This window comes from Agromyces sp. NPDC056965 (genome assembly GCF_042673425.1).
GTDB lineage: Bacteria > Actinomycetota > Actinomycetes > Actinomycetales > Microbacteriaceae > Agromyces.
Map to the genome: position 1 here is coordinate 62437 of NZ_JBHURI010000002.1, position 22870 is coordinate 85306.

Sequence of the window (22870 nt, forward strand, 5' to 3'; positions counted from 1 at the left end):
CCGGACTCTTCCCGCTGCTACCATGCGATGCTCCGCCCACCTCGCCCTTGCACATAAGCGCGTGAGACGACAGTGCTCGTGCGAGTGAAGATGCTCGACGCAGCTGAGCTGATGCCGAACCCCACCATGTTCTCTATCGCCGTCCTCATCGTGTTCGTACGGCGGAGGTACTGTGTCGTCAACTCCCGCCGTGCGAGCACCTCCACCCTTCTACCGGCGGTCGAAGCAATCGAAACCGCGGCTTCACGCGCAACCGCCTTAACGGTCACCTTCAAGACCTGACCAGCGGCACCCGCTCCGAGCATACCGATCGCAGCAGCGCCGGCCTCGACGTATCTTCCTTGCGCCAGATACAGCCCGGTTTCGACCGCCGCGCAGGCTGCACCGATGGGCCCCGGAATGAACCCGCAGGCAAGGAACGCGGCTTGCCCAAGCGCAGAATCTGTCAACGCGCTCATCCAGTTCGTGCCCGTGAGATCAAGCCCGTTGATGGGGTCGGCTGGGTAGTCGTAGTTGTTGGTGACGCCGCCTTCGACGGGGTCGACTTCGAGGAACCGCCCGAGTGCGGGCACGTACTGGCGGGCCCCCATCTCGATCGTCATGATCGACCCGGCGTGTTCGGTGAGCTTGCGGTGCTGGCCGAGCCAGCCCCAGTCCGCGTCACCAGCGAGGGTGTCCGGTCCCGAGTCATCCGCGGTCGGGGTACCGATCTGCCCGGTGACCGGGTCGATCGGTTGACCAAACGGGTCATACCGGAACACCCCAGCGCTGCGGACGCCCGCGGCGTCGGCGGTGACCGTGATGCTGCCTTGGAGGTTCGGATACGACCACGACTGTGCCGCCCCTGTCTTCGACACCGTCACCCCGCCGGGCAGGCCGACGAAGGACTGCACGACCCCGTTCGCGCCATCCAGAAGGAGTGCCGGGCTGTCACCGCCGCCAGTGAACCCGTAACGGGCCACCAAGGTCTGCGGGTTCTGCCCTGCAGGGGTTTCGGTGCGCTGGATGATCCGGCCCGTCACATCACGCAGGTACACGATCACCATGCCATCCGTCAGCGCCGTCTTCACGTGCTGATCGGACACGTCGTAGCCCAGCGTCTGATCGGCGAGGTTCGTCGTGTTGCCGTGCGCGTCGTACGCGAGCTGCGCGGCCAGGATGCCGGCGGCGACCGGTGACAGGCCTGGGCCTGCCGGGGTGCCGGACACGGCCGTGGATGTGAGGCGGTCGGTCTGGTCGTAGCAGTACGACGTCGTCACCGGGCTGCCACCATCGGGCAGGTCGATCGATGACGTGCGGTTGCCGTTCAGCCCCGCGCCCGAGTTGACGCCGCAGCCGTCGGTCGCGGCGAACCCGTACGACAGGGTGTGCCCTGGGATCACCGCCGACGTCAGACGACCGGCGGCGTCGAAGGTGTACCGGGAGTCCTGACCGGGGTTCGCCCCGTCGGTGAGGGTGTTCGCCACGATCCGGCCGGACTGCGAACGGAACACCGCATCCTTCACCGGCTGCTGTCCGTTCGGGAACAACCACGACATGGCTGTGAGGGCGCCAGCAGGGTTGCGTTGCAGATCAGCCAGTGAGGAGCCGTTCGCGTAGACCACGCCGGTCAGTTGCCCGGTCGTGTACGACGGGTCCGCGAGGAGGACACTGTCGACGGACACGGTCTCGACCTGCCCGTCAGTGTTGTAGCTGAGCTCGGTGACCGTCGCTGTGCCGCCCGGCGGGGTCACCGTCGAGGTCGTCGCCTGGCCGAGGAGGTTGTACCCAGTCGCCGTGACCGTGCCCCAGACATCCGTGTAGTTGACGGTACGACCCAACAGGTCGACCGTCGTGGTGATCGCGCCGGCGGGGTCTTCGGCGCGGCCGGTCAGCGGGTCGCCGCCGACCGCGTGCGTGAACGACGCAGTACGTGCCGCGGTGTCTCCGTACGCGGGGTAGGTGACCTCGATCGTGCGGCCACGGCCGTCGAGCTTCGTGCACGTCCAGGCCGCATCACCGGAGCGCTTCGAACCGAGCTTTCGGCCCATAACGTCGTACACGAACTGAGTGACTACCGATGCCCCGCCCGCAGCGGGCGGTGCGGTCGCCTGCTTGACGTTTCCGTACTGCGGCGTCGACGCGGGCACGCCGCAGACCGGATCGGCGGTGCTCCACGCGTTGCCGAGGGTCTGCACGTCGCCGTAGTAGTCGTACTTCGTGCCGGCCTGGGCGACGGTCGCCCCGGCCGCGACGCCGGCTGGCAGCATGCGGGAGACGCGTCGGTTGTAGTCCGTCTCGTACTTCGTGACCGTGCGGAGGTTCAGGCCCGCCGGGTCGACTGCGGACGTCTCGGCGAGTCCGAGCCAGGGTTCAGCGCCGTACGACGTTGCTGTCGTGAGCGACGGCACATTGCTGTTCGTAATATCGGTCGGTGCGCCTGCGGCCACGGAGTCGTCGCTCGTGGACGAGGTGGCGAGGTTGTATGCGGGCTTGAGGGCCTCGCCTGGCACCTTGATGAAAGCTGCGTCGGCAGGCTTCTTCCATGTCAGCGTAAGGGCTGACGGACCAGTGGCCTGGAAGTAGTGGACACGGATTCGAGCGACCTGCCCGGCCTGCGCAATGACGGTGCCGATGTTGGACGGGGCCCAACTCGATGCCTGCCAGTAATTGACCTTGAGGTTGTCGTCGATCCACACTTGGGCTCCGTCATCGGAGTAGGTCTGGAACGAGTACTCGCCCGCGGTCGGGAACGTGATCGTGCCGGTGAATTGGACGGACCAGTTCGTGGTCGGGATGCCGGCGATCGGACTGCTCCCGGCCCAGTCTTTGTCAATCCTCCCGTCTGGGATGGACGGGATGCCGAGCGAGAACGCCTTCGGCGTTCCGTTCAACGAGGCGTTGTCGTACCACTGTGCGTTCAGACCCTGCAGGCCTTCGTCGTACCGTGTCGACGAGTGCGCCGGCGCTTCCGCGCAGCTGCCGAGGGCGCGACGGTCAGCGCCGAAGCAATCGGCTGAGGCCGGCCCGTAGGTGTCGGTGACGCGGTTCTGCTGGTCGTAGATGGTCGTGGTCTTGCGTGCCAAGGGGTCCGTGGCCGAGAGGTTCTGGTCCTTGGCGTTCCATTCGGTGAACGCGGTGAGTCCTGACGGTGAGGCGTCGGACGTTGCCCGCCACCCGGCATCGAAGGTGACCGTTCGGGCATGCCCCGTCGCAGGGGCACCCCAAGCGTCCTGACCGGCCGCATCCACAGTGGTCGTGGCACCTGCGTAGGTGTAGGTGTGCGCGGGCTGCAGGCCGGGAGTGACTCCATCGGGTGCCGCGAGCGTCACGTTCACGGCCTTGCCTTCCGAGTCGTAGCTGATCGACGTGCGGTTCGTGGCGGATGCCACACGGGAGGCGTCGGCACGGAGCCAGTCGGTCTGCAGCGGGTCTCGCACACTGGTCAGGCGACGGTTCTCGTCGTACGAGAATGACGTTTCCTCCCCGCCCGGGTCGACGATGCCGATGAGGCGCCGATCCGTGTCGTAGTAGAGACGTGTCGTGGTGCCATCGGGGTAGTCGATGCGACACAGCAGCCCTGCCGGCGCGTCCGCGCTGCCAGCCGCAGGCGGGCAAGCGGTGACCAGCCCTTCCATGTCACCGCCGTGAAAGAACTTCACCTCGCGGGTCGGGCCGGAAGCCGAGAGGCGGTCGAAGGTCCGTTTCACCAGACCTGCATTGGCTCCCGTCGAGTGATACTCGACGCCAGGCGCTGCCGGCTTCTTCAAGTCCAGCGGGCTCGTCGCCGATTCGATGCCACCATCGGCACGGAACACGTGCACAACGCCCGCACCATCCGTGAGGGTGACACGGCCGTCGCCACCGATTGTGACCACACCCGCTTCACCGAGCGGTGGCGTGTAACCGCCGCCCAGGTTCTTCAGGTAGGTGTGGGTGCCACCGGTCAGGTCGGTGAAGGTGATCGATCCTTCCTCGACCCGGACCTTTGAGTACGTCCCCGACTCGCCTGCAAGGATCGTCGATGACGCCCACCCGTCGGGCAGGACTTCTGCGGACTTCGTGAACCACGACGGCGGCACAGTCGATGCTGTCCCGTACGATCCATCCGCGTTCTTCTTCTTCACCCAGACCTCGACATAGGCGGGGCCGGTGGCTTCGAAGTACTCGGCCTTGAACGGCACCGGGGCAGCTGGCAGTGTCTTCGCACTGCCTGGCCACGTCACCGCGGAATTCACTGACGACCCATTGAACTTGTCGATGACTTTCGTGCCCCCCACGGTCACGGCGACGCCATCGTCTTGCGTCGAGCCGAAGAGGTATTCGCCCGCTACATCAGGGGTGATGAAGCCCGTCCACCGGGCCATGAACTTATCGGCCGGTGCGCCCGCGCCAGGAGACTCCGTGCCCCATTGGAACGAGATCTGCTTGTCCGTGCGAACCAAGACTCGTTTGGCCTGGTTGAAGTCCCACGATTGGGTTTGACCCGGCTTCGGGGTCGCGTCGAAATACTCGCCTTTGAGACCCTTGTTGGACGGGTATTGCGAGTTGTACACGAACGCAACGCCCATCGGGCCGCCCACAGTCGACACCGTCGGCGAGGAGAAGCTCATGCTGACGTTGCCGGACGCGAGATTCACCGATACCGGCCCGGCTGCATCCATCGGCGACGGCCCCGAGGAGCCCAACCGCTTGTTCACACTGAACCTGCCGACCCAAGGCGTCACCGACTCGGAGTAGTCATCTTTCGTGAGCACCGTCCACGAGTACGTCGTGCCATCTTGCAGCGAACCCGCAGGCGGTGTCCATGACGGCGTGTCCAGCCAGCCCGAGTTCACCACGCCGCCGGTGCGCGAGTCAGCACCCGTGGCGACTCGGAACCAGTACTTCAGCGGGCGATTCTCGGAGTTGACCGGCGGCGCGACCGACAGCGTCGGCTCGGTCGTGACCACGATGCCACCGTCGACCGGTGAGGCCGTAGATAGAGCGGTCACCGGGGTGTTGTTCGTCGTGAAGCTCCAGACTGCTGACGCACGGGTAGTCGGCGTTCCCCACAGATACTCGTCTGTACCGTTTCTGACGTACGCCTTCCAGTAATACTTCTTTCCCGGCTGCAACTTCACGTCAGGAACCTGCACCGTGTCCGAGAGGATCCAGTTCGATTCCCAAACTGGTGCGACTTCGGGATTCGGGTTCTCACTGACCCGGAAGAAGTAGTGCAGCACACTGTTCTCGGGCGTGGTGCTGCCTGCGATCTTCAACGTCGGCGTCAAACTTGCGTTCGTCGACCCATCGCCCGGTGACGGGGCCGCAATCGAACCGACCGTCGGGTAGGGCTTCCACGACACCCACATCTTCGATTGGTAGTGCTTGTATGTGAAGTCGTTGATCTCTTCGCCGGCGAACATCAGACATGCGCCCTGTTGCCAATCCCGGACCCATTGTGCGACTCGATTCGCCAGTGCGTCGTGCGTGACGTTACCGCCGCCGTTCCAGAAGTTCGCCGGCCCCAGGTACTCACCCACTGAGTCGAAGCTGAGATTCGTCGCCCAGAACGCGTAACCGGTGCGGTTCGTCGTCGTCGAGTCCGAGGACTGCCCATAGAACTCGATCTCAGCATCGATGATCTGCTTGCCGAAGAACTGCTGGTAGTCGTACGACGCGACCGTTCGCCAGAGGCCGCTCTGATTCGTATTCCCGACCTGGATGCCGTAGTTGTGGTTGAAGGCCCCGTTCGACTTGTATGCCCACGATTCTCGGGGCCCGAACGACGACAACGGATCGACCGAGACCGGGTACACGCGGTCCTCGTTGTTCAGCCACGCCCGATCGGCCGTCAACGTCAATACCCAAGCAGCACCGTCGCGCTTCACCTCGGCCTCGACATCACCCTGCTCATTCGCCTGCTTTCCAGACAGCCCGGCCGAGTCCCACATGATCGGGCGCGGAACGATCAGCTGAGGCTTGCCCTTCGCGTCCTCGAACAGGATGTCGCCATTCTCGTCCTCGCGGAGGGTCAGCCCGTCGGATTCAATCCGCCACTGCCACGACGACCTCCCCTTCGCCCCGGGAGCCGCTGCGAGCTCGAACAGCTCCTTCACCGCGCCCGGTGTGACTTCGTACACCAAGTCGGTATCCGGGAACACCTCTGGGTACTCGAGGCGGTTTTTCTCGTCCGACCACGGCTCCCGGTCCCGTGTCAGCTGGGACGACGCGGCGCCGACCAACGAGAACGACACCGTGTGCGCACCTCGCGTCAACGTCACCAACGATTCCTCAGACGCATTCTCCGCGAACACCGGCTGCATCGGATGCTGGGCGACCTCCGCGCCCCCACGACCGAGAAGGGCGAACGGGCCACGGCCCGCGAGGTCCGTCTCGACCGGCTTCCATTTTCCATCAACCCGAACGTTCAAGGGCTCATCCGACAGCTCCGTGACACGAGTGCCATCAGGGCCCTTGTAGGTCTGGGAGAACTCCTCACGATCAAGCACCTGCACACCAGCAGGGTCGAACTCTTCCAACATGTCCGTCGGCTCTGCCGGAGCCAGCTCCGCTGGCGCAGGTTCGGGCACCGTCGGGGCAGGATCGGGCTCATCGCTCAAGTCGACCGGCACCGGAGCTTCACCCTCCTGAACGGCTGCGTCCGGAGACTCGTCGGGAAGCAACGGCTCCGAGCCGACGAACAAGTCGGGCTCTACGGCCTCGTCTGCAACAGCCGGTTGCGCGAGCGTGCCGACCAGCACTGAGGCGATGACCAGACCGACAATTGCATCCCACACACGCCGTCGACGCATCACGCGACTCCTCAACCGTTGAACCGTCCACGGGAGGAACTCGCACGCGGTGAACGTGACTCTAACGGGGGTGATTCGGGACGTCATACCCCCCACAACGGGGGGTATTGCTGGACGGAACCAAACGACGCTCAGCGGACATTAGTTGACCCGTTTCTGCGGCCCCGGAGGCCGATTCCGGCCCCTTCTTTCACCGCGTCTCGTCCATCCCACCGACGGTGCCCGGACTCCGAGCCGCGCACTGCACGAGCCCGCGATGACGCAGTTCGCTACGCGAGCGCGAGGTACTGGTGCACGAACGCCACCGCCATGCCGCCCTCGCCGACGCCCGCAGCCACACGCTTCACCGACCCCGAACGCACGTCGCCGATCGCGAACACCCCCGGCGCACTCGTCTCGAGCGCGAACGGCCGACGGTCAAGGCGCCACTGCGGGGTCGCCGCCGCGTCGGCTCCGGTGAGGATGAAGCCGTGCGCGTCACGAGCGACGTCCTCCGGCATCCACCCGGTCACGGCGTCGGCGCCGATCATCACGAACACGACGCCGGCCTCGGTACGCGCGGTCGCCCCGGTGGTTCGGTCAGCGACATCGATCGCCTCGAGGCTCGGCCCGCCGTGCAGCCCGACGATCTCGCTGCGGGTCTGCACTCGCACACCGTCGTTGGCCGCGATCTGGTCGATCAGGTAGCGCGACATGCTCGTCTCGAGCGACTCGCCGCGCACGAGCATCGTGACCGATCGTGCGTGCCGCGCGAAGAAGAGGGCGGCCTGGCCGGCCGAGTTGCCGGCGCCGACGATGCAGACGTCGGCTCCCTGCGCGATCGAGGCATCGCTGCGCGCAGCCCCGTAGTAGACGCCGTTGCCGCGGAACCGGTCGATGCCCGGCACCGGCAGCGAACGCCAGGCCACCCCCGTCGCGATGATGACCACGGGCGCGCGCAGCACGTCGCCGCCGTCGAGCACGATCTCGACCCCCGCGGCACCCGCGCCCGGCAGGATGGACTCCACGGTGCGGGTCACCACGATCTCGGCGCCGAGCCGCTTCGCCTGCTTCAAAGCACGGCTCGCGAGGTCGTCGCCCGAGATGCCGAACGGGAACCCGGTGTAGTTCTCGATGCGCGTCGAGGTGCCCGCCTGGCCGCCGGGGGCGACGGATTCGATCACGACCGTGCGCAGCCCCTCTGCCGCACCGTTGACGGCGGCGGTGAGTCCCGCAGGCCCGGCGCCCAGAATGACGACGTCGTAGTCGGATGCCGCGGGCGCGACGTCGAGCCCGACCGCCGTCGCGACCTCGCGCAACGAGGGGTCGACCGTGCGCTCGCCGCCGTGCTCGAGGACCGGGTACCGCTCGCCGACGACCGGGTCGTCGATCGTGGTGCGCTCGAACGCGACCTGGTTGCGGATGAGGAAGCCCGTGACCTCATGCGTTCGGGCATCCGATCGCGGCCCGATGACCCGCACATCGGTCTCGAGGCGCTCGGCCGCGATCTCCTGCAGCGAATCCAGGTAGCGACGGGCGAGGCCCGCGACCCGCGCCGGGATCGACGGCTCAGCCGCAGCGAGCGTGTAGTAGACCGTGACGTCGAGCTTGATGATGCGCGCGCCCTCCGCGGCATCCGCTGCTCGCCCGCTCGCCGGGAACGGCGTGCTCAGCGTCATCGGCACCTCGCCGAAGAACTGCCCCGGCTTGCGGCGGCCGATCACGCGCTCCTCGCCGTTGATCACCTTGGTGATCTCGGCTCCGCCCTCGACGACGACGAACAGCGCCCGCTCGTCGCCCTCGTGCGCGAAGTACTCGCCGGGCATGAGACGGATGTCCTCGACCGCCCGGGCGAGTTCGTCGAGCGTCGTCTCGGGCACCGGAGCGAAGATCGGGATGCCGCGGAGCGTCTCTGCGGTGATCATCGCTCTCGCACCATGCGCCGACGGTATCCGCGCCGAGACCTCCCGTCAACAGATGCGGCCGGCCGTGACGATCCGGCCGCGTTCGCGAGTGCGATCCGGCGCAGACGCGCTACGGTCGAACCGTGACGACCGCCCCCGTGCTCGCCGGCCGGATCCCAGTGACCCGGCTGACCCCCGCTGTGCCCGATGCGCGCTGGCGCCCCAAGGCGTTCGAGGGCGAGGTGGTGCCGTTCCGCGCGACCGTGTTCCGCGAGGGGCACGACCAGGTGGGCGCGATGCTCGTCATCACGAGCCCCGCTGGTGTCGTACGACGCGAGCGGATGTCTCCGCTGGCGCCCGGCACCGACCGCTGGGAGGCGGAGGTGCTGCTCGACGAGACCGGCGAGTGGCACTGGCACGTTACGGGGTTCGACGACGAGGTCGCGACGTGGCGGCACGACGCCGCGCTCAAGGTCGACGCCGGGGTCGACGCCGAGCTGATGTTCGAGCTCGGCGCGCGCCTCATCGATCGGGCCGTCGCCGAGAAGGCGCGGCCCCTCGCGGCTCGCAAACGGCTCACGGCGCTCGCCATCGGGCTGCGCAACGACGCGGCATCCGTCGCTGCCCGCCGCCAGCTCATCGACGACCCGGCCCTCGCCGAGTTCGACGCGCGACCGCTCGCGCGACTCTCGACCGACTCCCCCGAGCACACGCTCCTCGTCGAGCGGCGCCGCGCCGGCGTCGGCGCCTGGTACGAGTTCTTCCCGCGGTCCGAAGGGGCGAAGCAGCTGAAGGACGGCTCGTGGAAGTCGGGCACCTTCCGCACCGCGGCCAAGCGACTCGACGGGGTCGCGGCGATGGGCTTCGACGTCGTCTACCTGCCGCCGATCCATCCGATCGGGGTCACGAACCGCAAGGGGCGCAACAACACGCTCGACCCGGGACCGCACGACCCGGGCTCCCCCTGGGCCATCGGCGGGCCGCTCGCCGACGGCACCCCCGGCGGCCACGACGCCGTGCACCCCGATCTCGGCACGCTCGCCGACTTCCGCGCGTTCGTGCGCCGGGCGGCCGCGCTCGGCATCGAGGTCGCCCTCGACCTCGCCCTGCAGGCGACCCCCGACCACCCGTGGGTGACGGAGCATCCCGACTGGTTCACCCAGCTGCCCGACGGCACGATCCGCTACGCCGAGAACCCGCCGAAGAAGTACCAGGACATCTACCCGGTGAACTTCGACGACGACCCCGACGGCATCTTCGCCGAGGTGCTGCGCATCGTGCGGCACTGGATGAAGCAGGGCGTGCGCATCTTCCGCGTCGACAACCCGCACACGAAGCCGCTCGCGTTCTGGGAGCGGCTGATCGCGACGGTGAACGCGGATGACCCGGGCGTCGTCTTCCTCGCCGAGGCCTTCACCCGCCCGGCGATGATGCAGGCGCTCGCGATGGTCGGCTTCCAGCAGTCGTACTCGTACTTCACGTGGCGGAACACCAAGGCCGAGCTCGAGGAGTTCCTGACGAGCGTGTCGCAGGACACCGCCGACTTCATGCGGCCGAACCTCTTCGTCAACACCCCCGACATCCTCACCGAATACCTGCAGTTCGGCGGGCCGGCCGCGTTCACGGTGCGCGCGACCGTCGCTGCGACGGCGGCGCCGCTCTGGGGCGTCTACGCGGGCTTCGAGCACTTCGAGTCGGTCGCCCGCCCCGGCGCCGAAGAGGCGATCGACAACGAGAAGTACGAGTACAAGCCGCGCGACTTCGCGGCAGCCGAGCGCGAGGGCCGTTCGCTCGCGCTCTACCTCGGTATCCTCAACCGCATCCGTGCCGAGCACCCGGCGCTCGGCCAGCTCCGCAACATCCGCTTCCACGCGAGCGACGACGACTCGGTGCTGGTCTACTCGAAGCACCTCGACGGCCGCTTCACCGGCACGGGCGCCGACGACACGATCATCGTCGTCGCGAACGTCGACCCGCACTCGGTGCGGGAGACCACCGTACACCTCGATCTCGAGGCGATCGGCCTCCCGCCCGGTGCCCGCTTCGAGGTCGACGAACTCGTGACCGACGAACGCTGGGAGTGGGGCGCGTCGAACTACGTGCGACTCGACGCGTTCACGCGGCCTGCGCACATCCTGCACGTGAGGAGGGCCACGGATGCCTGATCCGCTCGCCGCACCCGTCATCGCCGACGAGGTGCTCGTCGCCGTCGCCGAGGGGCGCCACCACGACCCGCACTCGGTGCTCGGGCAGCACGGCTTCGACGAGTCGCACCACGCGGGGCCGCTCACGGCGATCCGCACGCGGCGGCCGCTGGCGGAATCGGTCGAGGCCGTCCTCCCCGACGGCGGCGTGCTCGCGCTCGAGCACGTCGGCCACGGCATCTGGGCAGGCGCCGGCGGCTTCGGCCCGAGCGACTACCGGGTGCGCGCCCGCTACGCCGACGGTTCGGACTGGACGAGCGACGACCCCTATCGCTTCGCCCCGACGATCGGCGAACTCGACCTGCACCTCATCGGCGAGGGGCGGCACGAGGAGCTCTGGCGGGTGCTCGGCGCCCACTACCGCGAGCACTGGGGCGTGACCGGCAGCGTGCGCGGCACCGCGTTCACGGTCTGGGCGCCGCGCGCGGCCGCGGTGCGCGTGACCGGTGCGTTCAACCGCTGGGACGGCACCGGGCACGCGATGCGCAGCATGGGCCCGACCGGGGTCTGGGAGCTCTTCATCCCCGACGTCGAGCCGGGCGCTGTCTACAAGTTCGAGCTGCTCACCGCCGACGGCGACTGGATCATGAAGGCCGACCCGATGGCACGGCAGGCCGAGGTCGCCCCCGCCACGGGCTCGGTGGTCTCGCTGAGCTCCCACGAGTGGGCCGACGGCGAATGGATGTCGCGCCGCGCCGCCGCCGACCTGCACGCGCTCCCCATGAGCATCTACGAGATGCACCTCGGCTCCTGGCGCCCCGGAAAGGGCTACCGCGACGTCGCCGACGAGCTCATCGAGTACCTCGAGTGGCTGGGCTACACGCACGTCGAGTTCATGCCCCTCGCGGAGCATCCGTTCGGCGGCTCGTGGGGCTACCAGGTGACCGGCTACTACGCCGCGACCTCGCGCTTCGGCTCCCCCGACGACCTGAAGTACCTGATCGACCGACTGCACCAGGCGGGCTTCGGCGTCATCATGGACTGGGTGCCGGGGCACTTCCCGAAAGACGAATGGGCGCTCGCGCGCTTCGACGGCCAGCCGCTCTACGAGCACGCCGACCCGCGCCGCGGCGAGCAGCTCGACTGGGGCACCTACGTCTTCGACTACGGCAACCCGCGGGTGCGCAACTTCCTCGTGGCGAACGCCCTCTTCTGGTTCGAGGAGATGCACGTCGACGGGCTGCGGGTCGACGCGGTCGCCTCGATGCTCTACCTCGACTACTCACGGGCCGACGGCGAGTGGCTGCCGAACGTGCACGGCGGCCGCGAGAACCTCGAGGCGATCGCCTTCCTGCAGGAGACGACCGCGACGGCGTACAAGCGCAACCCCGGCATCGTCATGGTCGCCGAGGAGTCCACGAGCTGGCCGGGCGTCACCGCTCCGACCGAGAGCGGCGGGCTCGGCTTCGGCTACAAGTGGAACATGGGGTGGATGCACGATTCGCTGCAGTACATCCAGAACGACCCGATGTACCGCTCGCACCACCATCACGACCTCACGTTCTCGTTCCTCTACGCGTTCAGCGAGCACTTCGTGCTGCCGATCAGTCACGACGAGGTCGTGCACGGCAAGGGATCGCTCGTGCGCAAGATGCCGGGTGACCACTGGCAGCAGCTCGCGAACGTGCGCGCCTACCTCGCCTTCATGTGGGCGCACCCCGGCAAGCAGCTGCTCTTCATGGGGCAGGAATTCGGCCAGCTCTCGGAGTGGAGCGAGGAACGCGGCCTCGACTGGTGGATCCTCGACCAGCCGAGCCACCGGCAGCTCGCCGAGTTCGTCGGCGCACTGAATCGCGGCTATCGCGCGACGCCCGCACTCTGGGTGCTCGACGACGACGCGGCCGGCTTCGAGTGGGTCGAGGGCGGCGCGGCCGCCGAGAACGTCATCGCGTTCCTCAGGTACGACCGTGAACGGCGACCGCTCCTCTGCGTCGTGAACTTCTCGGGAGTGCCGCATGAGGGATTCCGCCTCGGCCTGCCGACCGCCGGGCGATGGCGCGAGGTCATGAACTCGGATGCCGCGGAGTTCGGCGGATCGGGCGTCGGCAACCTCGGCGGCGTCGACGCGACTGAGACGCCATGGGCGGGCCGACCGGCATCGGCGTCGTTCACGCTGCCGCCGCTCGGCGCGGTGTGGTTCACGCTCGACTGATGGAGCTCCGGCCCCGGTAGCGCGACCTCAGCGGAGCGGTACTCAGTAGAGCAGGGTCGTGAGGCGTCGACGCGCCACGGCGACGCGCGGGTCGTCGGTGCCGACGACCTCGAAGAGCTCGACGAGTCGCTCGCGCACGAGCTTCTTGCCGTCGGCATCGAGGTCGGGGAAGAGTGTGAGGAGCCGATCGAACGCGTCGTCGACGTGCCCGCCCGAGAGATCGAGGTCGGCGACGTCGAGCTGCGCGTCGAGGTCCTTCGGCGCGACGGCGGCGGCGTTGCGGATCTCGTCGAGGGTCTTGCCGTGCAGGCGTCCGAGCAGGTTGGCCTGCGCGAGGCCGGCAACGGCGAGCGAGTCGCGCGGGTCCTGTGCGATCGCCGTGCGGTACGCGGATGACGCGGCGGCGAAGTCGCCCCGCTCGATCGCGTCGTACGCCTCCTGGTGCAGGGGCGGCAGCGGCGGTTCGACGGGTTCGGCGGGAACTCCGTCGTGCGCGGCATCTGCCTCGCCGGTCTCGATGGTGCCGGTCACGCCGTGCTGGCCGGCGAGCTCGAGCAACTGGTCGAAGACCTGGTCGATGACCTCGTCGGGCTGCTCGCCCGCGAACAGCGGCACCGGCTGCCCGGCGACGACGGCGACGACCGTGGGAATGGACTGCGCCTGGAAGGCCTGCACGAGCTGCGGACTGCGGTCGGCATCGGCTGCGGCGAGCACGAGGCGACCCGCGCGAGCACGGACCAGTCGCTCGAGCGTCGCGAGCAGGGCCTTGGACGGCTCGCTCCACGTCGCCCAGAGGGCGACGATGACAGGCACCGTGTGCGAGAGCTCGAGCGTGGAGCCGAAGGCGGCGTCATCCGTCTCGAAGACGATCTGGTCGCTCGGTCCGGATGCCGCGTGCGCACCCTGCCCGCCCGCCGGACCCGGCGACTGACGCTGCACGAGCGCCGAGAGGTCGACCGCACCGCGAAGCGCGGCGCCGGAAGGGGGAATCGGGTTGGTCACGGTACCTCCGAAGCTCCGATGAGACTCTCCGACCAGCCGAGCAGACGGATCTGGTCTTCAGATTCGTTGCCGACGCCGGGAACGTAGAACAGCAGTTGGATGCCGATGACGCGCTGCACGCCCTTCGCGCTCTTTCCGGTGAACCCGGAGAGCGCAGCGGCGGCACCGGGCTTGAACCCGATCGTACCGCCGTCGTTCGGAATGACGTTCTCAGTCTGGTCGATCGAGACGCTCACGAGGGCGCCCGCGTCGTTCGTGGCCAATGCGATCGTGGGACTGTCGCCGACCGCGTTCGAGTACGTGGCATCGACGGTGGCCTGCAGGCTGTCGTTGATGGCCTGCTGGCCTGCCGGCCCGAGCTGCTGCATGAGCGTGTCGCCCTCGGGGTCGAACATCGGAGCGAACTCCGACGATTCGCCCTTCAGCAGCACGTCGGCGTAGGCCGAGGCCACCTGACCGGTGGGCATCACGAGTCCCTTGAACTCGGGCGAGATCGGCGGCGCGCCGATCGACGCGGGAGCGACCTCGGGAACTTCGGCGTCGGGCGCGAGGGAGATCGCGTAGAGGATCTTGTAGTTCTCACGCGGCGTCTGCTGCACGAGCACGAGCGCGCTCGGCGCGATCGTCGGGTCATCCGAGTTCTTGGCGATCGTGAGCACCGTTCGCGGCCAGCCCGTGGCCTGCTGCGGGAGCGTGAGGGTCAGCGGCGACGCCGGAATCGGCGTCGGCATCGGGTGCTCGGCGAGTGAGCCGCGGATCACGTAGTTGGCCGTTCGCGCCTCGAGTGCCGGACCAGTGAACCGCTCGGCTGCGACTGTGGCATCGCGCGAGGCGTCGACGTCGGTGGCGAACACGGCGACGCGGCGCATGATGCGCTCCATCTGCGGCACGGTCACCGCGGGCTGCGTCACGGGCGTGTCGTCATCGGGTTCGTCCGTCGCCGCGGGGGTCGCGACCGGCGTCGCCGGAGCAGTGCTCTCGGGCGCCGCCTGCTGGTCGAAGTTCGGCCAGTAGTCGGCCGAGCACGCGGAGAGTGCGAGCGCGGGGATGACGAGGAACGGCACGATGGCCACGCGCTTGGCGCGGCCGATGGAGCGCCGGCCGCCACCGCCGACCTGCGTGCGACCCGGCTTCGGGGCGCTCGGCAGCTTGCCGCGCGGTCCCTTCGGCAGGTTGCGACGAGGGCCCCGCATGCGGCGGTGGTTCACGAAGCCCGCGATCACGAGCGCGATGCCGACCAGGAAGACGAGGGCGCCGCCCACGATCAGGGGGCCGGCCCACGGCGTCGCGTTGTCGAGCGGCCAGTCGATCTTCACGCGGGAGGGCAGTTCGTCGCCGCCGTCGGCGCTGACGAGCACCGCGATGTCTTCAGGCACGTCGATCGTGGTGGTGAGCACGAGGTCGTCAGTGAACTCGTCGAGCCAGAGGTCGGATCCCGCGGGCGACGGTGCGGCGACTTCGGCCGCGGTGCCGGTCGCGGCATCGGCTGCCGGCGGCGTGGTCGCCGGTGCGACGGGGGTGACGGGGGTCGAGTCGTCGACCGGCTTCGTGACGACGATCTCGTTGGTCAGTTCGCCGGAGTCGGCGTCGTAGTCGACCGAGACGTACGGAGTGTCCCCGAGCCAGGCCTCGACGTCGGAACTGCGCCCGTAGGAGAGGAACGCCTTCGGGGAGCCCGACACGGTGATCGTCTGCTTGCCCGGGTGGGCGGCCAGTGCGTCGGGTTCGATCACGATGAAGTCGGCCTCGCCCCCCGACAGCTCGGCCGACATCGAGACACGATCGGGTTCGAGGAAGACCGTGCGCTGGGCGATGCCGAGCCCGATCATCACGGCCGCGGCGATGAACGCCACGATTGCGAAGACGAAGCGCACGAACAGAACCTCCATTGCCGCCCGTGGCGGCCTCTGACAAAGACATTCCAGACTACCGACGATTTCTGGGAGATCCCTAACCGATGGCTGGAAGTCCGGTGTCTCCGCGTACCTCGCGCGACCCGTACAATCGGACACACCATCCCGCATGCGCCCCCACGACGCGGGACAGAGCCCGGAGGAAGAATGGCCGTCGAAGAGACCGAGTTCACGCAGGTGTTCCGCGGATATGACAAAGACGAGGTCGACAAGGCGATCAATGGTCTTCGCCGCGACATCATCGCCGCGAACAACCAGAGCACCGACAGCGTCAAGGAGAACAAGCGTCTCCTCGCACGCATCGAGGAGTTGACGGCCGAGCTCGAAGAGGTCGGCAGCCCCACGTTCTCCGGTCTCGGCACGAAGCTCGAGAACACCCTCCGCGTCGCGGAGGAGCAGTCCACCCGCCTCATCGCGCAGGCCGACATCGACGCGGAGAAGCTCCGCCGTGCGGCTGAAGACGAGGCGCACCTCATGCGCTCCGACGCGCACGAACTCGCAGAGCGCACCCTCACCGAGGCTCGCGCACAGGCGAACCGCATCCTCGAGAACGCTCGCTCGGAGGCCGACGACATGGTCTCCCGCTCGCACGAGGCGAGCGAGCAGCTCCGTCAGGACGCCGCCCGCGACGCCGCGGCGATCCGCGGTGCGGTCGCCACCGAGACCGCGGAGATCCGCACGAGCGCGAAGCGCGAATCCGCGGCGATGATCGCCGCGTCCGAGCGGAAGTCGGCCGAGATCCTCCTCGCGGCCAACGCCGAGGCCACCGACGCGCGGGCCACCGCCGCGGGCCTCACGCAGGAGACCGAGCAGACCCGTGCCGAGGTCGCGATCGAACTCGACCGCGCCCGTGCCGAGCTCGCACGCGAGAGCGAGCAGGCGCGCATCGACCTCGCCGCGGAGACCGAGCAGTCCCGACTCGACCTCGAGCGCGAGTCCGCAGAGGCACGCGCCGGCATCGATGCCGAGATCGCCGAACGCCGCGCCGCCCTCGTGCACGAGCTCGACCAGGCCCGCAGCGACCTCGACCGCGAACTCGAAGGCAGCAGGACCGAACTGGTGCAGCAGCGCGAGCAGGCGAAGGTCGACATCGAGCGCGAAGCCGAGGCCGCCCGCCTCAAGCTCCAGCACGAGCTCGAGCGCATCCGCGCCAAGCACGCCGCCGACCTCGAGCAGATGCGCGCCGACCTCGCCCTCGAGCAGGAGCAGGCACGCGCCGACTTCGACGCCGACTCCGAGCAGGGCCGCATCGACCTCGACAACCAGCTCACCGCGATGCGCAAGAAGACCACGCACGAGGTCAACCGCATGCGCCGCGAGATCGAGAAGTCGCACCTCGACCTCGAATCCGAGCTGTCGACGAAGCGCGACGAGGCCGAGCAGGAGCTCCTCGCCGCCCATCAGGAGGCGGTCGCGCAGACCCAGAAGTTCCTCGAAGACGCCAACGCCGAGCTCGCAGAGGCCGTCGCCCGCACCGCCGAGAGCCGTGCAGAGGCCGACCGGCTCGAGACCGAGGTCCGGTCCGACATCGCGGTCGTCCGCGACAAGGCCGACGACGAGGCCCGCGACCGCATCGCGGCAGCGCACGAGCAGGCACGCAAGCTCATCGCCGATGCCGAGGAGCGCACCCGTGCGCTCGTCGCGGACGCCGAGGACCGCCTCTCGCAGATCAAGATCGAGCGCGACGCCGTCGCCGGCTACTTCGAGAGCCTCCGCGGTGTGCTGACGCAGGCGGAGCAGATCGCCGCGAAGACCAAGTAGTCGGTCCGAGAAAGAGGGAGCGGGCCGTTCGATGAAGATCCAGAACGCGTTCCGCATCGGGCTGGTCGGCACCCTCGGCGTGGGTGTCGGCCTCCTCATCCTCAGTTCGATCGCGACGCTGTCGACGATCATCGCCTACGTCGGCATCGCAGTGTTCCTGGCCCTCGGCCTCGACCCGGCAACCAGCTGGCTCGAGCGCCGGGGGCTTCCGCGTTGGGCGGCGATCCTGATCGTCATGAGCGGGGTCGGCCTGCTCGTCGCCGCCCTCGTGATCGCCGTCGTGCCGATCATCGTCGACCAGGTGAGCCAGCTCGTCGAGGAGATCCCGCGGATCGTCGACCAGACGACCTCCCAAGACTGGATCGAGTTCCTGCAGGAGCAGTTCCCGCAGGTTCCGGTCGACGAGATCAGCGAGCAGGTCACGACCGGCCTCACCGACTTCTTCACGAATCCCGACAAGCTGAGCGAGCTCGCCGGTGGCGTGCTCCAGGTGGCCGTCGCGATCGGCGCCGGGGTGTTCGGCGTCGTCATCGTGTTCATCCTGACGCTCTACTTCGTCTCCTCGCTGAACACCATGAAGCGCGCCACCTACCAGCTGGTGCCAGCGTCCAAGCGCGACCGCTTCGCCGACCTCACCGAGCAGATCACCCAATCGGTCGGCCGCTACGTGCTCGGCCAGGTCTCGCTCGCCGCGGTCAACGGCGTCGCGAGCTTCGTGTTCCTGTCGATCATCCAGGCCCCGTTCCCCGCGGTGCTCGCCTTCCTCGCCTTCCTGTTCTCACTCGTGCCGCTCGTCGGCACGCTGAGCGGCTCGGTGCTGATCGTGCTCGTGTGCCTGATCCCGGGCCTCGGCTCGCCGCTGACCGCCCTCGTCGCAGCGATCTACTACGTGATCTACATGCAGGTCGAGGCATACGTGCTGAGCCCCCGCATCATGAACCGCGCGGTGAAGGTCCCCGGCGCGCTCGTGGTGATCGCGGCGCTCGCGGGCGGATCGCTCGGCGGTGTGCTCGGTGCACTCGTCGCGATCCCGGTCGCCGCAGCGATCCTGCTGATCATCAAGCAGGTCGTCGTGCCGCACCAGAACGAGCGCTGAGCTCGCCACGCTCCCCGTCGCACCAGAGTGCGCTCAGGGCACGGAAGCCCTCAGCTCGCGTCGGCGGGCCACTCCGTCGGCAACGGCAGTGCAGCGGGGTTGACGACCCCGACGATCTCGTCGAGCACGCGACGGGTCTGCGACTCCCCCACCCACAGGTGCTTGCCGCCCGTCACGTCGATGCGCGTGACCTTCGGAACGCTCGCGAACCGCTCGGCCGCCTCGGCCGGTCGCAGGTAGTCGTCGAACTCCGGGATCAGCGCGACCAGTTCGGGCTTCGCATGCTGCCAACGCGCGAGCTCGGCCTCACTCGTGCGGTGCAGCGGCGGCGAGAGCAGGATCGCCCCGTCGATGCCGTGCTCGAGTCCGTACTTCAATGCGAGCTCCGTGCCGAACGACCAGCCGACGAGCCACGGGTGCGGCAGCGCGCGCTCCTCGACGAACGACATGGCCGCCGCGACATCCGCTCGCTCTGCGACGCCCTCGCCGAAGGCGCCCTCGCTCGTGCCGCGCGGCGACACGGTGCCGCGCGTGTTGAATCGGAGCACCGCGAGGTCGGCGAGTGCCGGCAGGCGGGCGGCCGCCTTCCGGATGATGTGCGAGTCCATGAAGCCGCCTGCCGTCGGCAGCGGATGCAGCGTGACGAGCGTCGCGACGGGCGGCCGGTCGAGCGGCGTGGCGAGTTCGCCGACGAGGGTCAGGCCGTCGGCCGTGTGAAGCTCGATCTCTTCACGACGCGCGGGCAGTTCGACGCTCGCGCGGATCTCGATGGACGTGTCGCTCATGCCGCGCCGATCCTCCAGCAGTGTGTGTGCCAATGACGGCGCGAGGCCAGGTCGGCCGCGTCGCCGAGCACGCCGTCCGCGCGCCATGCCACGAGGTGGGCGACGCCCGGTACGACGTCTTGACCGCAGCCCGGGCAGAGGTAGGCTTTCACGGCCTGCGCCTCGGAGACGGGCTGCACGTTCCACTCACGACCGCCGCGCACCTCGGTGCGTCGCCACCCCGAGGTGAGACGCTCGACGTCGAGTTCGGGGTGCTCCTCGCGGGCACGCGCCGCCCGACTCCGGGATCGGTTCGAACGCGCCATGGAATCCAGTCTAGGCCGCAGGCGAGACGTCTCCGCTCCGCGAGCGACGCGGAGCGTTTCAGTACCAGCCGACGTCTTGCGAGTGCGCCCACGCGCCGCAGGGCGTGCCGTAGCGGCCCGAAACGTAGCCCAGACCCCACTCGACCTGCGTGGCCGCGTTGGTCTCCCAGTCGGCTCCGGCGCTCGCCATCTTCGAACCGGGAAGCGCCTGCGGGATGCCGTATGCGCCGCTGCCGGCGTTGTAGGCGTTCACGCGCCAGCCGGACTCCTTGCTCCAGAGCGCGACGAGGCAGTCGAACTCGCTCGACGCCCATCCGCGCGCCGCGACGGCACCGGCCGCGTAGGCCTGGGCCGAGCCGGGGTCGGGAGTCACTGCGGGCGGAGCCCACCCGCTGCTCTCACTCGTCGAGGCGGGCGCGAGCTTCACCTCGGGCTTCTTCTCGACGTCGTAGCTCTCTTGGCCGACGTCGATCGAGTAGTCGCCGGCGACCTCGATCGCCTGCACGCGCTCTCCGCCGAAGCGATCGGCCTCGGCGGCGAAGTTCGACGAGGCGGTCGCCCCCGAGAACGGGTCGACCACGTTCACGAGCAGGAAGCTGACGGATGCCGCGAAGGCGAACACCACGGTCGCGGCCTGCTTGACCTTGCCGACTCGCGGCTGCCTGGCGGCCGATGAGACGGCCGGGCGCGGAGATGCCGAAGGTCGAACGTTCGGCGAGGAATCGGAGTTCGACGCGGCGGCGGTCGTCTGATGACGCGGCTCCTCGGCCTCGTCACTTCCCGCATGTCTACCCACGATTCGACGAGTGTATCGAAAGAGCGGCGACGGATTCCAACTCGACGCGCACGTCAGCGGACCGCGAGCATCACGTCGACGACGGCGTCGAGGAGCAGGTCGACCTGAGCCTCGCGATACCCGCCGCGCTGCGTCTTGAACACGACGCTGCGCACGTCGTCGATCGAGATCGGCCACCCGTCGCTGAAGTACCTCGTGAGCTTGTCCGCGAAGCGGTCGACGTCTCGAGTGCTGTACCCGCGCACGAGCGGCGCGACTCGATCGAAGCGATGCCCCTCGGGGCGCGCGAGGCGGTTGGAGACCACCTGTGCGGTCGTGCGCGCCTCGGTGAGCCACGCCTCGCCCCCGTGCAGCCGGGCCGCGACCTGCCGCTCCTGAGCGGCGAAGGCGTCCTCCAGCCGCTCGAGGGCCTGGTCGACGTGGGTCGTCGAGTAGCCGCCCTTCTGCATCGCGAACGCCGTCAATCGAATGCGATCCGAGGTCAGCGGCTCATCGCCGGGTTGGGCGGTGCCGTCGTATGCGCGGCGCGCCACCTGCAGGAACGACTCGACCTGAGCCGTGTTGTAACCGAGCTTGGGCTTGCGAGCGCGAGGGAAGGTGGAGTCCACCGCTCCATTATTGCGGAGGGTCGGCGTGGAAACGCTCACCCGAAGATCCGGAATGCCACGAAGGCGACGGCAGCCGACGGCAGGATCGAGTCGAGACGATCGAGGAATCCACCGTGGCCCGGAAGCCACGAGCTCATGTCCTTGATGCCGATGTCACGCTTGATCAGGGATTCGACGAGATCGCCGAGGGTCGCCGTGAGGAAGATCGCAGCACCGAAGATGAGGCCGAACCACCAGGTGTTCCCGAGCATCAGCGTCGACAGGAGTACACCGGCGACGAGACTGACCGCGCCGCCGCCCGCGAACCCCTCCCAGGTCTTCTTCGGGCTGATGACGGGCGCCATCTTGTGTTTGCCGAGCATCAGCCCGAACGCGTAGGCGCCCGTGTCGGCGGCCACCGCCACCGCGATGAAGGCGAGCGTCCACAACTCGCCGCCCTCTGCTGCGGTGAGCACCACGGCGAACGTCGCGAGGAAGGTCACGTAGCCCTGTACGAACGCACCGGCCGCGACGTCGCGTGCGAGTTCACGGCCCGGGCGACGCAGCGACGGCACGGCCTGTTCGCCGAGTCGCCAGAGCGAGACGATGAGGATGCCGCCGAGCACCGCGATCAGCTGACCACCCGCGCCCCCGTAGTAGGCGAGCGGCACTGCGGCCACTGCGACCACGACGGTCGGGATGCGGGGAACGTGATAGCCGCCCTTGCGCAGGGCCTGAGCGAGCTCGTAGCTCGCGAAGGCGGCGATGACCACCGCGAAGAGCATGAACAGCTCTTTGATCACGAGGAGGCTGAGCAGGAGCACAGCTCCGAAGCCGAGTCCGATCAGGGTCGCGAGGATCAGGTTGCGGCCGGTACGGGCCTTGATCTTCTCCTGCGCCTGATCGAACTGGGCCTTGCCGACCTCGAACTGGCGCTCGAGGTCGGCCTTGCGGGCGTGCACCTGCGCTCGGAACTCCTCGCGCGAGGTTCGTTCTGCTCCCCCGGCGTCCGACTGATCCTCTTCTGGGACGCCCGACATCGTCTGCCTCAGACCTCGAGGAGTTCGGCTTCCTTGCGCTTCAGGGCGTCGTCGATCGCGTCCACATTGGACTTCGTGATCTGCTCGAGTTCCTTCTCCGCGCGCGAAACCTCGTCATCGCCCACGTCGCCCTTGAGGGCGTCGAGGTCGTCCTTCGCCTTGCGGCGGATGTTGCGGACCGAGACGCGAGCGTCCTCGGCCTTGCCGCGCACGATCTTGACGAACTCGCGGCGGCGCTCCTCGGTCAGTTCGGGCAGCGTGACGCGGATGATGTTGCCGTCGTTCGACGGGTTCGCTCCGAGGTTCGGAGTGTCGCGGATCGCCTGCTCGATGTCCTTCAGGGCGCCCTTGTCGTAGGGCGTGACCACGAGGGTGCGCGCTTCGGGGTTCTGCATCGATGCGAGCTGCGCGAGCGGCGTGGGCGTGCCGTAGTAGCTCACCATGATCTTCTGGAAGAGCTGGGGGTTCGCCCGACCGGTGCGAACGCTCGAGAAGTCGTCTTTGGCGACCTCCACGGCCTTCTGCATGCGTGTGGTGGCATCGGAAAGTACGTCCGCGATCACGGGGGCT

General features: G+C 68.3%; 14 protein-coding genes. 4 read left to right on the forward strand and 10 right to left on the reverse strand.

Annotated elements, in window-relative coordinates:
• Window positions 1–17: 17 nt before the first annotated feature.
• Together ACFTQE_RS01015 and ACFTQE_RS01020 are read right to left on the reverse strand one after the other, a co-directional pair.
• Window positions 18–6776 carry a PA14 domain-containing protein gene (locus ACFTQE_RS01015; RefSeq protein ID WP_376923361.1) on the reverse strand — a complete coding sequence of 2253 codons (6759 nt, stop codon included), beginning with the start codon at window positions 6774–6776 and terminating at the stop codon, window positions 18–20.
• A gap of 269 nt (window positions 6777–7045) precedes the next feature.
• Window positions 7046–8680, reverse strand: coding sequence for an FAD-dependent oxidoreductase (locus tag ACFTQE_RS01020; RefSeq protein WP_376923320.1), 1635 nt, complete (start codon window positions 8678–8680; stop codon window positions 7046–7048).
• A 122-nt stretch (window positions 8681–8802) separates the two neighbouring features.
• On the opposite strand from ACFTQE_RS01020, the gene ACFTQE_RS01025 reads away from it, so the two are divergent.
• Complete coding sequence (locus tag ACFTQE_RS01025; protein WP_376923321.1) at window positions 8803–10824, forward strand: maltotransferase domain-containing protein; 2022 nt, start codon at window positions 8803–8805, stop codon at window positions 10822–10824.
• A complete protein-coding gene (gene glgB, locus ACFTQE_RS01030; protein WP_376923322.1) occupies window positions 10817–13015 on the forward strand; it encodes a 1,4-alpha-glucan branching protein GlgB in 2199 nt (732 codons plus the stop codon). Before ACFTQE_RS01025 ends, glgB begins: the two co-directional genes overlap by 8 nt.
• Window positions 13016–13057: 42 nt before the next feature.
• On the opposite strand, the gene ACFTQE_RS01035 is transcribed toward glgB, so the two are convergent.
• On the reverse strand, window positions 13058–14017 hold the full coding sequence (locus ACFTQE_RS01035; RefSeq protein WP_376923323.1) for a tetratricopeptide repeat protein: 960 nt from the start codon (window positions 14015–14017) through the stop codon (window positions 13058–13060).
• The gene (locus ACFTQE_RS01040; RefSeq protein WP_376923324.1) at window positions 14014–15906 is read right to left on the reverse strand and encodes a hypothetical protein; all 1893 of its coding nucleotides are present in this window, start codon (window positions 15904–15906) and stop codon (window positions 14014–14016) included. The genes ACFTQE_RS01035 and ACFTQE_RS01040 overlap by 4 nt, the downstream gene beginning before the upstream one ends.
• Window positions 15907–16077: 171 nt before the next feature.
• On the opposite strand from ACFTQE_RS01040, the gene ACFTQE_RS01045 reads away from it, so the two are divergent.
• Entirely contained in the window at window positions 16078–17691 is a 1614-nt protein-coding gene (locus ACFTQE_RS01045) for a DivIVA domain-containing protein (protein ID WP_376923325.1), read from the forward strand.
• A gap of 31 nt (window positions 17692–17722) precedes the next feature.
• A complete protein-coding gene (locus ACFTQE_RS01050) occupies window positions 17723–18787 on the forward strand; it encodes an AI-2E family transporter (RefSeq protein ID WP_376923326.1) in 1065 nt (354 codons plus the stop codon).
• Between the two features lie 50 nt (window positions 18788–18837).
• On the opposite strand, the gene ACFTQE_RS01055 is transcribed toward ACFTQE_RS01050, so the two are convergent.
• Genes ACFTQE_RS01055 through frr form a run of 6 tightly spaced genes read right to left on the reverse strand, consistent with a single transcriptional unit; the run spans window position 18838 to window position 22863 of the window.
• On the reverse strand, window positions 18838–19572 hold the full coding sequence (locus tag ACFTQE_RS01055) for an alpha/beta hydrolase (protein ID WP_376923327.1): 735 nt from the start codon (window positions 19570–19572) through the stop codon (window positions 18838–18840).
• On the reverse strand, window positions 19569–19877 hold the full coding sequence (locus tag ACFTQE_RS01060; RefSeq protein WP_375833670.1) for a hypothetical protein: 309 nt from the start codon (window positions 19875–19877) through the stop codon (window positions 19569–19571). Before ACFTQE_RS01060 ends, ACFTQE_RS01055 begins: the two co-directional genes overlap by 4 nt.
• Before the next feature lie 58 nt (window positions 19878–19935).
• Window positions 19936–20673 (reverse strand): lytic transglycosylase domain-containing protein, encoded by a 738-nt coding sequence (locus ACFTQE_RS01065; protein WP_376923328.1) that lies wholly within the window; start codon window positions 20671–20673, stop codon window positions 19936–19938.
• A gap of 53 nt (window positions 20674–20726) precedes the next feature.
• Complete coding sequence (locus tag ACFTQE_RS01070; RefSeq protein WP_376923329.1) at window positions 20727–21281, reverse strand: DivIVA domain-containing protein; 555 nt, start codon at window positions 21279–21281, stop codon at window positions 20727–20729.
• Window positions 21282–21316: 35 nt separating this feature from the next.
• The gene (locus tag ACFTQE_RS01075; protein ID WP_376923330.1) at window positions 21317–22300 is read right to left on the reverse strand and encodes a phosphatidate cytidylyltransferase; all 984 of its coding nucleotides are present in this window, start codon (window positions 22298–22300) and stop codon (window positions 21317–21319) included.
• Between the two features lie 8 nt (window positions 22301–22308).
• Window positions 22309–22863: a ribosome recycling factor gene (frr, locus tag ACFTQE_RS01080; RefSeq protein ID WP_056009535.1), complete on the reverse strand. Its 555-nt coding sequence runs from the start codon at window positions 22861–22863 to the stop codon at window positions 22309–22311.
• Between the last annotated feature and the right edge of the window lie 7 nt (window positions 22864–22870).

What these genes read in the sequence shown, in the direction of transcription:
- ACFTQE_RS01075 (WP_376923330.1), bottom strand. Translation starts at nt 22,300, where the DNA reads ATGTCGGGCGTCCCAGAAGAGGATCAGTCGGACGCCGGGGGAGCAGAA.
- ACFTQE_RS01060 (WP_375833670.1), bottom strand. Translation starts at nt 19,877, where the DNA reads ATGGCGCGTTCGAACCGATCCCGGAGTCGGGCGGCGCGTGCCCGCGAG.
- ACFTQE_RS01045 (WP_376923325.1), top strand. Translation starts at nt 16,078, where the DNA reads ATGGCCGTCGAAGAGACCGAGTTCACGCAGGTGTTCCGCGGATATGAC.
- ACFTQE_RS01050 (WP_376923326.1), top strand. Translation starts at nt 17,723, where the DNA reads ATGAAGATCCAGAACGCGTTCCGCATCGGGCTGGTCGGCACCCTCGGC.
- ACFTQE_RS01055 (WP_376923327.1), bottom strand. Translation starts at nt 19,572, where the DNA reads ATGAGCGACACGTCCATCGAGATCCGCGCGAGCGTCGAACTGCCCGCG.
- ACFTQE_RS01040 (WP_376923324.1), bottom strand. Translation starts at nt 15,906, where the DNA reads ATGGAGGTTCTGTTCGTGCGCTTCGTCTTCGCAATCGTGGCGTTCATC.
- ACFTQE_RS01020 (WP_376923320.1), bottom strand. Translation starts at nt 8,680, where the DNA reads ATGATCACCGCAGAGACGCTCCGCGGCATCCCGATCTTCGCTCCGGTG.
- glgB (WP_376923322.1), top strand. Translation starts at nt 10,817, where the DNA reads ATGCCTGATCCGCTCGCCGCACCCGTCATCGCCGACGAGGTGCTCGTC.
- ACFTQE_RS01015 (WP_376923361.1), bottom strand. Translation starts at nt 6,776, where the DNA reads ATGCGTCGACGGCGTGTGTGGGATGCAATTGTCGGTCTGGTCATCGCC.